The sequence below is a fragment of the Nocardia sp. NPDC005998 genome (assembly GCF_040614395.1).
Classification (GTDB): Bacteria; Actinomycetota; Actinomycetes; order Mycobacteriales; family Mycobacteriaceae; genus Nocardia.
The window spans coordinates 72548-85197 of record NZ_JBEXUI010000028.1; the positions used below are offsets into that span (position 1 = coordinate 72548).

At 66.7% G+C, this 12650-nt stretch carries 9 protein-coding genes and 1 pseudogene; 3 read left to right on the forward strand and 7 right to left on the reverse strand.

Annotated elements, in window-relative coordinates; all coding sequences use genetic code 11:
• The first annotated feature begins 15 nt into the window (after window positions 1-15).
• Window positions 16-294, forward strand: a complete 279-nt coding sequence (locus ABZ293_RS29635; protein ID WP_355185952.1) for a DUF4190 domain-containing protein — start codon at window positions 16-18, stop codon at window positions 292-294.
• A 10-nt stretch (window positions 295-304) separates the two neighbouring features.
• On the opposite strand, the gene ABZ293_RS29640 is transcribed toward ABZ293_RS29635, so the two are convergent.
• Together ABZ293_RS29640 and ABZ293_RS29645 are read right to left on the reverse strand one after the other, a co-directional pair.
• On the reverse strand, window positions 305-1114 hold the full coding sequence (locus tag ABZ293_RS29640) for an enoyl-CoA hydratase-related protein (RefSeq protein ID WP_355185954.1): 810 nt from the start codon (window positions 1112-1114) through the stop codon (window positions 305-307).
• A 269-nt stretch (window positions 1115-1383) separates the two neighbouring features.
• Window positions 1384-2553 (reverse strand): acyl-CoA dehydrogenase family protein, encoded by a 1170-nt coding sequence (locus ABZ293_RS29645; RefSeq protein WP_354958529.1) that lies wholly within the window; start codon window positions 2551-2553, stop codon window positions 1384-1386.
• A 247-nt stretch (window positions 2554-2800) separates the two neighbouring features.
• On the opposite strand from ABZ293_RS29645, the gene ABZ293_RS29650 reads away from it, so the two are divergent.
• A complete protein-coding gene (locus tag ABZ293_RS29650; protein ID WP_355185956.1) occupies window positions 2801-3322 on the forward strand; it encodes a hypothetical protein in 522 nt (173 codons plus the stop codon).
• Window positions 3323-3585: 263 nt separating this feature from the next.
• Here the strand turns inward: ABZ293_RS29650 and ABZ293_RS29655 are convergent, their stop codons facing one another.
• From ABZ293_RS29655 to kstR, 5 genes and pseudogenes are all read right to left on the reverse strand, one after another.
• On the reverse strand, window positions 3586-4455 hold the full coding sequence (locus tag ABZ293_RS29655) for a metal ABC transporter permease (protein ID WP_355185958.1): 870 nt from the start codon (window positions 4453-4455) through the stop codon (window positions 3586-3588).
• 206 nt (window positions 4456-4661) lie between these two features.
• Window positions 4662-5492, reverse strand: a pseudogene (locus ABZ293_RS29660) (ATP-binding cassette domain-containing protein); the annotation flags it as partial.
• Window positions 5493-5755: 263 nt separating this feature from the next.
• The gene (locus tag ABZ293_RS29665; RefSeq protein ID WP_355185960.1) at window positions 5756-6631 is read right to left on the reverse strand and encodes a zinc ABC transporter substrate-binding protein; all 876 of its coding nucleotides are present in this window, start codon (window positions 6629-6631) and stop codon (window positions 5756-5758) included.
• 189 nt (window positions 6632-6820) lie between these two features.
• The gene (gene otsB, locus ABZ293_RS29670) at window positions 6821-9391 is read right to left on the reverse strand and encodes a trehalose-phosphatase (protein WP_355185962.1); all 2571 of its coding nucleotides are present in this window, start codon (window positions 9389-9391) and stop codon (window positions 6821-6823) included.
• A 248-nt stretch (window positions 9392-9639) separates the two neighbouring features.
• Window positions 9640-10302 carry a cholesterol catabolism transcriptional regulator KstR gene (kstR, locus tag ABZ293_RS29675; RefSeq protein ID WP_354958534.1) on the reverse strand — a complete coding sequence of 221 codons (663 nt, stop codon included), beginning with the start codon at window positions 10300-10302 and terminating at the stop codon, window positions 9640-9642.
• A gap of 119 nt (window positions 10303-10421) precedes the next feature.
• Between kstR and ABZ293_RS29680 the strand changes: the two genes are divergently transcribed.
• The gene (locus ABZ293_RS29680) at window positions 10422-12593 is read left to right on the forward strand and encodes an acyl-CoA dehydrogenase (protein ID WP_355185964.1); all 2172 of its coding nucleotides are present in this window, start codon (window positions 10422-10424) and stop codon (window positions 12591-12593) included.
• Window positions 12594-12650: the final 57 nt, after the last annotated feature.

The window sequence follows — 12650 nt, forward strand, 5'->3', positions numbered from 1 at the left end:
CGTAGAATTCGACTCGTGGCCATCCCGAACCAGGCTCCTCAGGAGACGATCGAGCATCCGCATGCGACGGCAGTGCTGGCGCTCGGCGTGGTGAGTCTGCTCTGCTGCGGCGCGCTGGGGCCGGTGGCCTGGGCGCTCGGCAGACGTGCGCTCGACCAGATCGAGCAATCGCACGGTGGCTACGGCGGCCGCGCTCAGGTGCTCGTCGGTTACGTCCTCGGCATCATCGCCACGCTTTTGATGGTCTGTATGGCGATCATCTTCCTGCTGATCCTGATCGGCGGCCGGGCCTAGATTCCAGCGATCAATCCAGGCTGGGACGTTCGGGTTCGCCCTTGCTGTCCCAGGCGGGCCATTCCTCGCTGATACTGCCGGTCCAGTTGGGCTGGCGGCGATCTCGGAAGGCCGCCATTGCCTCGCCGCCGTCGATACTCTTGGTGACGTGGTTGTTCATGTCGGTTTCCAACTGTCCGACCATCCCCGGGCTCATGCCCAAGCCCTCCCATAGCAGCCGTTTCGACAGCGCGACCGGCAGCGGCGCCGCACCGTTCGCGATGTCATGGGCGATGGCCAGCGCCGTCGGCAATACCTCGCCCCCGGGTAGGCAGCTATTGGCCAGGCCCATGGCCTTGGCCTCCTCGCCGTCGAAGGTGCGGCCGGTCAGCATGATGTCGGCGGCATTGGCCATACCGGCCAGCCGCGGCAGCGTCCAGTGCGCATAGCCGTCGGCGACTACGCCGCGGCGCACCTGATTGAGGCCGTATACCGCGTCACGCGCCATGTAGCGCAGGTCGCATTGCAGGGCCAGCGCCAGTCCGATGCCGACCGCATGGCCGTTCACTGCCGCGATCACCGGTTTGCGCACCCGCCACGGCGGCGGATCGATGGTGGCGCTGACATCGCCGACCCGGCTGGACAGATCCGCACCCGCGCAGAAAGCGGGTGCCGTACCGGTGATGACGACCGCGCGGATCGCATCCTCGGCATCGCAGCGCTGCAGCGCCGCACTCAGTTCGGCGGCCATGGCCGGGGTGACGGCATTTTGCTGAGCGGGTCGGTTGAGCGTGAGGACGGCGATGCCCGCGGAGACATCGACGAGCAGTTCCGAACTCATGCCAGGCATGTTAGCCGACCAAGACAAAGGTGGGCTCGGCCCGAAGGACGGCGACCAAGCACCGGTCGCCCCCCACGGAGCGAGTCTTACGAGCGACCGTTCGCGGCCCGGCTTGCGTCCGAGTCATCGAAGCGCATGCGCCGCAGGCGCGAGTCTCGACGGCTCGGGTGCAAGGCCCACCCGTCGCCCGACCACCACCCCTCATCGAATCGCTACGCGATGCTGGTTATTCGGGGCCGCGAACACGCAGCGCCGCAAGCGCTGCAAATTCAGCGGAGCACATGGCGGCCGATCGCGTACTTGTGGACCTCGGTCGGGCCATCGTAGAGGCGGAAGGCGCGCATATCGCGGAAGATCATTTCGACCACCGTTTCATCGCTGATGCCGATGCCGCCGAGCACCTGAACACAGCGGTCGGTGACCTTGAACAGTTCTTCGGAGACGAACGCCTTCGCGATCGAGCTCTCATGTCTGGCCTTCTCGCCCTGGTCCATCAGCCAGCAGGCATGCCAGATGGTGAGGCGGCACTGGTGCAGCGCGATCGCGTTATCGGCGAGCATGAACGATACGCCCTCGTGGTCGCCGATCGGCTTGCCGAAGGCGGTCCGAGTCTTGGCGTATTCGACCGCGATGGACTGCGCGCGTTCGGCCGCGCCGAGCCAGCGCATGCAGTGGGTGAGCCGGGCCGGGGCGAGCCGCAGCTGGGCATAGCGCAGCGCTTGGCCGGTCTCCCCGAGCAGCGCCGACTTGGGCAGCACCAAATTCTCGAAGCGTACGACGCCGTGGCCGCCGACGTAGTTGCGATCCATGGTGTTCATGGTGCGTTCGATAATGATGCCGGGCTGATCGCCCTCGGTCAGGAACAGTGTCGGGCCCTCGGGCAGATGCGGGTTCGGCGCGACCCGGGCCATGATGATCCAGCTCTTGGCGCCGTCGGCGCCGGTGATGAGCCATTTGCGGCCGTTGATGGTGAAATTCTCGCCGTCGAAGACGGCCTCGGTGGCCAGCTGATTCGGATCCGAACCCGCGCCGTCCGGTTCGGTCATGGCGAAGACGGTGCGCCGGTGACCGGCGACCGCGGGTGCGAGGTGGCGCTCGACCTGTTCGGGATCGGCGATCTTGGAGAGCAGGAACATATTGCCCTCATCCGGTGCGGCGCAGTTCATTGCGACCGGGCCGAGGGTGGACCAGCCGGCGGCCTCGTAGATCACGGCCTGCTCGATATGGGTGAGACCCCGCCCGCCGAGTGCTTCCGGAGCCTGCACGGTCAGCAGCTTCTCCGCGCGCGCCAGCTCGACGAGTTCCTGGCGCAGTTCATCGGTGGGGCCGTGTGAGGTGACGCGCGGGTCGCGCTCGAACGGGACGATCTTGTCGATGACGAACCGGCGGACCCGGTCGCGTTCAGCGGCGAGTTCGGCGGGAATCGTGAAGTCGATCATTGGTCACCATTCGTTCGACGGGGCGCGTGGGTCGAGCATACGAAATCAGGGTCTATTGACTGACGGCGGCTGCCATCAAACTACGGCTTGTCGCCGGAAGGGCCTTGCTGAACTGCGCTGATAACGGTGTCAGCAGGGGCGGCGGAGGTGTCAGCGCGCTGTCAGCGCCGCAGGCGATCGTTTGGTCATCGAGCACGGGGAGCCCACACCGGCCCTCGGATGAACAACCCGCTGAGGAGAAACCGCCATGATGACCGTCGCTGCCGTCGCCCAGCTGCTGATCGCCCTCGCCTTCGTCAGCATTCCGCTGGTGCGGCACCGGTACGGAGCCGCCGCCAAGGCCGCCGCCGATGCCGACCTGACCCGTCAGGGTGTGCGGCCCGCCGTCCTCGAGGAGAACGGTATGCGGTTCGACGCGGGCGGCCACGAGACCTGGGCGCCCGTCGGTATCGCACTGGTGATGACCACCCTGGCCGTGTTGAACGTCGCTGGCAACGATTGGGGTCGGATGCTGTCCTGGATCTTCCAGGTGCTGGTGCTGCTCGGCAATGGCGTGATCCTGTACAGCAACCTGACCGCGGCCAAGAGCATCCGAGCGGCCTTCGCCCGCAAGGCCGACCCGGAACTGGCCCGCATCGACGTCGAGCGATTCCTGGATGCCGCCGAGAACGCCTTCCCCCGTTGGGTAATGCCCTACCTGCAGAACCTGCGCCACGTCATCGTGTTCGGCGGTTCGATCCTCGTCTTGATCGCCCTGCTCGTCGCCTGATCCCCCCAGAGGCCAGGTGCCCGCCTCCGCGAGCACCTGGCCTCTGCGCTGCCATCAGTCCGCCGAGTATCCGCATTTGGCGTGCCGCGCAGAAAATTGTCCAGAAATTCCATGCGCGTAGCTGCGCTTCGGGTCCGGGAGCGGGGCAGCGGGAGCGGGCGGCCTGGCGTCGAATGGCATGGGTGCGATCCGCGCATGGACTGGGTGTCGTGCGTGGCGTTCCCGGTGACTCCGGGCGCGGCATCGGGTCGGTGAGCGGGAGGTCAGTGGGTGCGGGCGGCCTGGCGGCGGCGGGGGCCGAGGATTCGGCAGATCAGGTAGATCAGGAAGGAGATGGTGGTGACGAACGTGGAGACGGGGACGCCGGGGGCCAGGGACAGCAGGATGCCGCCTACTGCGGCGATTTCGGCGAAGACGACCGCGAGCACGGTGGTGCGCACGGGATTCGCGGTCAGCTGTGCCGCGGCGGCGGCGGGGGTGATGAGCAGCGCGAGGACCAGCAAGGCCCCGACGATCTGCACGCCGAAGGCCGCGGTGATGCCGAGCATGACCGCGAACACCACCGAAAGCGCCCGCACCGGAACCCCGCGGGCGACTGCCACTTCGGGATCCGAGCTCGCGAACAGCAGCGGCCGGTAGACCACCGCGAGCACGGCGAGCACCAGTACGGTGCAGGTCACCAGCAGGGCGAGTCCGCTGTAGCCGACGCTCACCACCTGACCGGTGAGCAGCGAGAATTTCGAACCGGCGCGCTCGGGGCCGAGCCACAGGAACAGCACCGAGAGTCCGAGTCCGAACGACAGCACCACCGCGATCACCGAATCACGTTCTCTGGCTTTGCTTCCGAGCAGACCGAACAGCACCGCCGCCACCACCGAGCCGACGATCGCGCCCAGCCCGACCCCGATTCCGGCGAGCAATGCGGCCGCCGCGCCGGTCAGCGACAGCTCGCTGGTGCCGTGCACCGCGAACGACATCTGCCTGCTGATGATCAATGGACCGATCACCCCGGCCAGCAGTCCGAGCAGCGCGGCCGCGAGCACCGCCTGCTGCACGAAGGAGTAGGAGAGCAGATTCGCGGTAGTGGAGAAGTCGAACATCTTCGAAATGACGTCCGACAGCTTGTCGATCACGAACGAACCCCACTCGTCTTCGGCGGTGTTTCGGAGACCGGCCGCCCATCCGCCGCCGGCCGCTCAATGGCGACCGACGGCGGGTGCGCAACCGGCTGCCCATCGGCAACCGGCTGTGCGTCGGCAACGGAGTGCGTGTCGGCGACTGGCTGGGTAACAGCAACCCGTTCGGGATCGGAAAGGGTTGCGCCGTGGCAATGTTGGGCTCCGGCGGCGCCGAGGGCGTCCATGGTGTCGCCGGTGCCGACTACGACCAGTCGGCCGCGTACTCGCAGCACGTCGACCTCGGTCCGGTACAGCTCCGAGAGGACTGCCGAGGTCATCACCTCGTCGGGGGTGCCGATACGGAACTTTCCGTCGACCAGGTACAGCACTCGATCCACCAGCGGCAGAATCGGATTGATTTCGTGTGTCACGAAAAGCACTGCGGTGTTGTGGGTTCGCCTGCGCCGATCGATCAGCTCGGATACCAGTCGTTGATTCGCCAGGTCGAGGCTGAGCAGCGGTTCATCGCAGAGCAGCACCTTGGGATCGCCGACGAGCGCCTGTGCCACGCGCAGCCGCTGCTGTTCGCCGCCGGACATGGATTCCAGTGGCGCATAGGCGAATTTCTCGGCGCCGACATCGGCAATGGCGGCGCGGACCTTGCGCTTGCGCTCGGCGCGGCGGCGCAGGCCGAGGCCCCAGTTGTGCCCGTCGACACCGAGCCCGACCAGGTCGACCCCGCGCAACTGGACACCGGCGTCGATCGTCTTCTGTTGTGGCACGTAGCCGATATCGGGGTTGCCCGCGCGTGCGGGTCCGCCCGCGATATCGGCGCTGCCGGCGCTGAGTGCGAGCTGTCCGAGCAGCACCTTCAGCAGCGAGGTCTTGCCGGATCCGTTCGGCCCGAGAATCGCGATGAATTCACCGGGCGCAACCTCGAGATCCAGTCCCTGCCAGAGCGTGCGTTCGCCGAATGCCAGGCTGGCGGCGTCGAGGTGGACGACGGGGCGGGTATCCGACGGCCGCTGCTCGGTGGTCGGCGCGGCTTCCATGGACGCACCGGTCACCAGGCTTCTCATCGAATCGTTGTGTGATGCTGGCCCACTTCTCACCCGGCCACCGCTCCTCATCAAATCATTGTGTGATGCTGGCCCATCCGTCACCCGGCGACCGCCGCTCATCGAATCGCTGTGCGATGCTGGCCCATCCGTCGCCCGGCCACCGCCCCTCATCGAATCGCTGCGCGATGCTGGCCCACCCGTCACCCGGCCACCACCCCCCATCGAATCGCTACGCGATGCTGTCATGATTGTGGTCAGGCCAGCGCCGCGGCCAGTGCCTGGGCGTTCTTGGTCTGCCACTGAATGTAATCCATACCGGCAGGGAGGGTTTCGGTCACCTCGACGATAGGTAGACCGTTCGATTGCGCGAGCGCGCGTAGATCCTTGGTGATCTTGTCCTCGGTCTGGATGTTGTAGACCAGCGCGCGAACCTTCTTGCCGGTCAGCAGATCCCGCGTGGCGGCGACCGCGGCGGGGGCCGGATCGGTCTCCTGCTCGATCGCCTCCTGGAACTCGTGCGGGGTCAGATCTTCGGTTCCGGCGGCGACCAGCAGGTAGTGCGCCAGCGGTTCGGTCTGCAGCACCGGGGTCTTCGGGTGCTCGCTGGCGATCTTGCTGGAGATCGCGCTGATCGCGCTCAGTTGGGTCTTGAACGCGGCGGCGCGGTCGGTGTATGCGGCGGCATGCGCGGAGTCGATTTCGCCGAGGGCGCTCGCGATCCGATCGGCGACCGTGCTCACCGTGCGCGGGTCGAAGAAGACATGCTCGTTCTCGTCGCTCTTATCGGTGCGGGAGTCGAACGCGTCGACGGTGCGCTTGCCCCGGATCGCCTTCTCGACGAATTCGTCGTAGCCGCCGCCATTGAAGACGACCAGGTCGGCGTCGCTGATCTTGGCCGACTCTACGGCCGAGGTCTCATGCGAATGCGGATCGGCGGCGGGATCGGTGATCAGCGAGGTCACCGAGGCGTCCGGACCCGCGATGGTCGCGGCGATATTGCCCCAGACGCTGGTGGCGGCGACGATATTCGGCTTATCCGAATCCTTCGAGCTTCCGCATGCGGTGAGTGTCAGCGCGGTGGCCACCCCCACGGCGATACCGGCGAATCCGAGGGCAATTCGTGTGCTCACGCGCGGGGTACTCCTGGCAATGCGGCAGATCTGAGCGTGCTCTAGATCATAATGGAAATCGTTACCATTTGAACTGTAGCAGGAGCCTCCGCCCAGCACGAGCCGGTGTTCGCCGCATCACTTCGCGCCGGATATGGGCCGGGCCCGCGAATTGATGGTTCGCGGGCCCGGAACTATGCGACGGTCGCGTCAGACCAGCGCTTCCACCGGCTTGCCCAGCAGCTGTGCACAACGCAGCAGGCCGAGATGGCTGTAGGCCTGTGGATGGTTGCCGAGTGAGCGCTCGGCGACCGGGTCGTACTCCTCGCTGAGCAGACCGGTCGGTCCGGCGACATCGACCAGCTGCGCGAACAGTGCCTCGGCATCCGAGCGCTTGCCGATCAGCAGATACGCCTCGACCAGCCAGGCCGCGCACAGGTGGAACCCGCCCTCGCCGCCGGGCAGGCCGTCGTCGTGGTGGTACCGGTACACGGTCGAGCCGCTGCGCAGCTCCGCCTCGGTGGCCACCACCGTCGCCGCGAAGCGCGGATCCGACGGTTCGATCAGGCCGCTGAGGCCGATGTGCAGGGTGGCCGCATCCAGATCGGTGCCGTCGTAGGCGGCGGTGTAGGACTGGACCTCGTCGTTCCAGCCCTTGGTCTTCACCTCATCGGCGATGGTCTCGTGCAGCGTGATCCAGGCCGGGTCGATCTGACGCTCGAAGCGCTGCGCCAGCGTGATCGCCCGGTCCACGGTCAGCCAGCCCATCACCTTCGAGTACACGTGGTGCCGCGGGTTGCCGCGGATTTCCCAGATGCCGTGGTCGGGTTCCTGCCAGCGCCGCTGCACCGCGGAGACCATGGCGTGCACCAGTTCCCAGTCGGCATCCGGCAGTGCCTTGGCCGGATCGGTCAGCCCTTTCGCCTCGCGGCCGTGCGCCAGCGATGCAATGAGATCGACGATCGGGCCGAAGACGTCCAGCTGCACCTGCATATTCGCGGCGTTGCCGACGCGGACCGGGCGCGAACCCGCATAACCGGGCAGCTGATCGATCGATGCCTCGGGGGGCAGCGTCTCGCCGTAGAGGGTGTACAGCGGGTGCAAACGCTCCGGACCGGGCAGCGTCTCCAGCACCCGGTGCACCCAGCCTAGGAATTCCTCGGCCTCGGTCAGTGAGCCGAGCGAAACCAGTGCCTGCGCGGTCAGCGCGGCATCGCGCAGCCAGCAATAGCGGTAATCCCAGTTGCGCACGCCGCCGATATCCTCCGGCAGCGAGGTGGTGGCCGCGGCCAGGATGGAACCCGACGGCGCGTGCACGAGTCCGCGCAGGGTGAGTGCCGAGCGCTTCATCAGATCCCGCTTCAGCGGCGGCAGCTGCAGTTTCGCCGCCCATTTCGACCAGTAGTCCTCGGCATCCTTGCGCCGCTCCGCCTCGCTGCTCATGGCGGGCGCGAGATCCTGTGTACCGCAGCGCATTTCCAGCACGATCGGGCCGCGTGACGGATCGACGACGGCGCGCGCCGAACTGTACATACCGTCGGACTGGATCTCCCAGTGCACGCCGGGGGAGCGCAGCACCATCGGATCGTTGGTGCCGAGCACGCGCAGGCCGGTCGGCTCACATTCGATGCTCACCGGCACCTGGCCGAATTCCGGTCGGGGCGCGAAGGTTACGACGGCCTTGGCATCGCCGGTGATCACCCGGGTCAGGTCGGTGCGGTTCGGTGCCACGTCGTGCGGCAGATAGTCGACCACTTGCAGACTGGCCCAACGGGTTTCGACGGTCATGGTGCCGTCGATATAGCGCTGCGACAGCGGCAGGCCGGGCCGCTCCGGTTCGATGGTGAAGTGGCCGGCCTGCGGTCCGCCGAGCAGATGGGCGAAGACCGCGGCCGAATCCGGTTCCGGATGGCAGAACCAGGTGACAGTCGCGTCGGGGGTCAGCAGCGCCACCGAGCGCGGACTGGCCAGCATGCTCAGCCGCTCGATGCGCGGCGCGCTGGCACCGGCCAGCCAGGTGCGCCGTTCTTCGAGCAGGAAGGCCAGTGCCCAGGAGACGGCCTCGGTGCTGTCCACCCGGTATTTGGCCAGGCTCTCGCCATCGCCGACCTTGATGCCGACATCGGGGCCGGAAAGCATGCGGAAGGCCTTTTCATCGGTGACGTCATCACCGAAGAACACCGCGGCCGATGCGCCCTCCTGGTGCCGGACGGTATCGAGCGCGACGCCCTTATCCGTCTGGATCACCGCGAGTTCGATAACGGATTTCCCCTCGGTCACCTGTACGCCGACCCAGCAGGACGGGCCCAGCCGCACCGCTTTCAGCGCGCGCAACCCGATTTCCGGACTCGCATTGCGCACATGCAGCGCGACACTGGCCGGTTTGATCTCGACGCTGGCACCGGGATTCTCCGCGGCGATCTGTGACAGACTCGTCTGCACTTCAACCAGCAGTTGTTTGGCATCGTTGTCGATGGCGTGTACGAAACCCACATCGAATTCCGAGCCATGACTACCGATCAGTTGTACCTCGACCGGCAGACGCGACAATGCGGCGAGATCCCGCAGTGCGCGGCCGGAGATAACGGCGGCGGTCGTTCCGGTTAGACCGGCGAGCGCTCGTAGCGCGCTCACCGATTCTCGGTGTGGAAAGGCCTTCGCCGGATCGGACACGATGGGTGCGATAGTCCCGTCGTAGTCCGATGCGACCAAAAGCCGTGGCACGCGCGCGACCGTCGACAGTGCACGGCGAAGTTCCAGTGGCAGATCCTGTGCGCTCACGCATCCAACCTAGTGATCGGAGGAGTTTTTTCAGGGGCACGCGTGACAATACTGTGTTGAATTTGCCGCACCGAAGCGCGCCGTCATGCGTGCGCAGTAATGCGTTAACGCAATGGTCGCCCACCTCCCCGGCGCGCCGCCATGCGTACGGCGCGGTGAGCTGTGGATGTGACCGAAATTACGACGCGCGCACCGGCCTCCGATATCGAAATTGCCTGGTATGCGCTGGTAGTCGAGCCGGGTGATTGCTACTTGGCGCCATTTTCGCCGAGCAGCAGATCGACGGTCAGCTCGAGGCGTTCGGTGACGTCGGTCGCCGATGCGCGCCTGGTCAGCCAGGCCACCAGATTGGACAGCCAGACGTCACTGATGACGCGCGCGATCGCCAGCTGACGTTCGGTGGGTTCACCGTCGTTCATGGCGCGGGCGAAGACCCGATCCATCACCTTGCCGACCCGATCGACCTCAGCGGCCGCCGACGCGTCGGCGAACATGAATGCGCGGGTCATCGCCTCGGTGAGCAATGGATCGCGCTGCATCATCCGGGTGATCTGAGTCAGCAACAGATGCATGCGCTCATTCGGCGTCTGTCCGGCAAGCGGCTTACGTTTGCCCTCGATCTGCTCGAATTCCCGCGACAGCGCGGAGACCAGCAAATGCACCTTGGACGGGAAATACCGGTAGAGCGTCCCGACGGCAACATCGGCGCGTTCGGCCACCGCACGCATCTGCACGGCGTCGTAACCGCCCTTGGAGGCCAGTGCGAGGGTCGCGTCCAGAATTCGCTTACGCCGCTCCCGCTGCGCGGCCGAGCTCAGCTCGTCTTCGCTGAGCGTCGTGACCGTCGCGTTGGCCGACGCTCGCCCTGCCGCATTCGAATCGGCTGGCTGCGATCGGGAGGGACTGGCCATGGATTGAGAGTCCTTTCGCATTCCGGCAACGGGCCTCGGTCGTCTCTTGACTTCCGCCCAGCTAGGATATTAGAACATGTTCTAGGTGTGGGAGTCACGCCGGAAAGGCGGTACGGACTGTGACCATCGCCACCACTGACGAGCATAAAGCCGGTCAGGAGTCGATGCGCGGATGGGCTGGATCGGTGCGTCCGATTGCAACAATGCGGGACGACCCGGCGGACTTCTGGCGCGCCTATTGGCCCGGACTGGCCGACTTCGGGATATTCCGGGTCGCGGTTGCCGAAGCGGACGGCGGCCACGGCGGATCGGTCGCCGACCTCGCGGTATTGGTCGAGCAGGCGGCGCACGACCTGGTCGGCGGGCCGGTGCTGGCCACCGCATTGGCGAATCTGGTCACCGCTGGCGCCCTCGCCGAGGATATGCCGTGTGGTGTCGCGCTCGACTTCGTCGTCGGACCCGTCGCGAGTGTACCGGCCGCATCCGGTGACCTATTGCTCACGGGTGTCTGGGATTCGGTGCTCGGTGCCGCGCCGGGTACCTCGGTGCTGTTGCCGGTGCGCACGCCGGAAGGGTTGCGCTGGTGTGTGATCGGACCCGATGCCGATGGTCTGCGCATCGAGTCGCTCGCACCGGCTGACTCGAGTACGCCACTGGCGCGTGCGCACTGTGCCGAGGTGCGGGTGCCGGCGGAGCGGGTGTTCGAGTCGCCGCACGCCGTGGAAGATCTACTCGCAGTGCTGGTTTCGGCCGAACTCGCCGGTGTGGCGGGTTGGTGCCTGGAGACCGCGGTCGAATATGCCAAGGTGCGTGAGCAATTCGGCCGCAAGATCGGGTCTTTCCAAGCGCTCAAACACATTTGCGCCTGGATGCTGTGCCGCACCGAGCTGATCCGCTCCGTCGCGGCAGATGCCGCGGCGGCGGTCGACGAAGGCGGTGCGGAACTGCCGATCGCGGCCGCGATCGCCGCCGCGATTTCCCTGGACGCCGCGGTGGAGACCGCCAAGGACTGCATTCAGGTGCTCGGCGGCATCGGCTTCACCTGGGAGCACGACGCGCACTTCTACCTGCGCCGGGCCACCGCATTGCGGCAGCTGCTCGGCGGCTCGGCGCGGTGGCGGGCCAGGGTCACCGAGCTGACCCGCGGCGGTCAGCGCCGGACCACCGGTGCGGACCGGATCTTCGCCTCCGCCGCGCAGACAACGCCCCCCGGGGCGGTCGCAGGGTCTGACAGCGGCGTGCCCGAACTGGCCGCCGAGGTTGCCGCGATCGCAGCGCTGCCCGTCGACAAGCAGCGCAATGCGCTGGTCGAGGCCGGACTCGTCATGCCGCACTGGCCGGCGCCGTACGGCCGTGGCGCGAATCCCATGACGGGCCTGGTGATTTCGGAGGAACTGCGCCGCGCGGGGGTGGAGTCACCGGATCTGGCGATCGGCGGCTGGGCGATTCCGACGCTACTGCAGCACGGCACTCAGCAGCAGATCGATCAGTTTGCCTGGCCGACGCTGCGCGGTGAGGTGATCTGGTGTCAGCTGTTCAGCGAGCCGGAGGCCGGTTCGGATCTGGCGGCGCTGCGGACCACCGCCAAGAAGGTCGACGGCGGCTGGGTGCTGCGCGGGCAGAAGGTGTGGACGTCGCTGGGCGACCGGGCGAACTGGGCGATCTGCCTGGCTCGCACCGATCCCGACGCACCCAAGCATCGCGGTATCAGCTATTTCCTGGTCGATATGCGCAGCGCGGGGCTCGAGGTGCGCCCGCTGGTGCAGATCACCGGTGAGGCGCGGTTCAGCGAGGTCTTCCTCGATGACGTCTTCGTGCCGGATGACTGTGTGGTCGGCGCGCTGAACAACGGCTGGAAGATCGCCCGCTCCACCCTGTCGACCGAACGCGTCGCCATGGGTGGCAATGGGATCGGGCCGGTGCTCGAGGAACTCATCGCCAAACTGCCCGCCACCGGGCCGGGCGCCGAGCTTTTGAACGATCGGCTCGGCGGTTTCGTCGCCGATGCCATCGCTGGACTGCTGCTGGAACAGCGCGCCGCGGTGCGGATGCTGGCGGGCGGTGATCCGGGAGCGCAGAGCAGTGTGCGCAAGCTCGTCGGCGTCCGGCATCGCCAGGCGGTTGCCGAATTCGCGGTGGAGACGGCGGGGGCCATCGGTGCGCAGGACTCCGAGGTACTCAAGGAGTTCCTGCTCACGCGCTGTCTGTCGATTGCGGGTGGTACCGAGCAGATTTTGCTGACCGTTGCCGGTGAGCGAATTCTCGGACTGCCCCGCGACGGGGACGGCTAGTCGACGAGGTCGATTGCCAGAAGATCGCCCCACGTCGAAGCGCGGAGCGATACTGAA

What these genes read in the sequence shown, in the direction of transcription:
- ABZ293_RS29645 (WP_354958529.1), bottom strand. Translation starts at nt 2,553, where the DNA reads ATGATCGACTTCACGATTCCCGCCGAACTCGCCGCTGAACGCGACCGG.
- ABZ293_RS29640 (WP_355185954.1), bottom strand. Translation starts at nt 1,114, where the DNA reads ATGAGTTCGGAACTGCTCGTCGATGTCTCCGCGGGCATCGCCGTCCTC.
- kstR (WP_354958534.1), bottom strand. Translation starts at nt 10,302, where the DNA reads ATGGCCAGTCCCTCCCGATCGCAGCCAGCCGATTCGAATGCGGCAGGG.
- ABZ293_RS29650 (WP_355185956.1), top strand. Translation starts at nt 2,801, where the DNA reads ATGATGACCGTCGCTGCCGTCGCCCAGCTGCTGATCGCCCTCGCCTTC.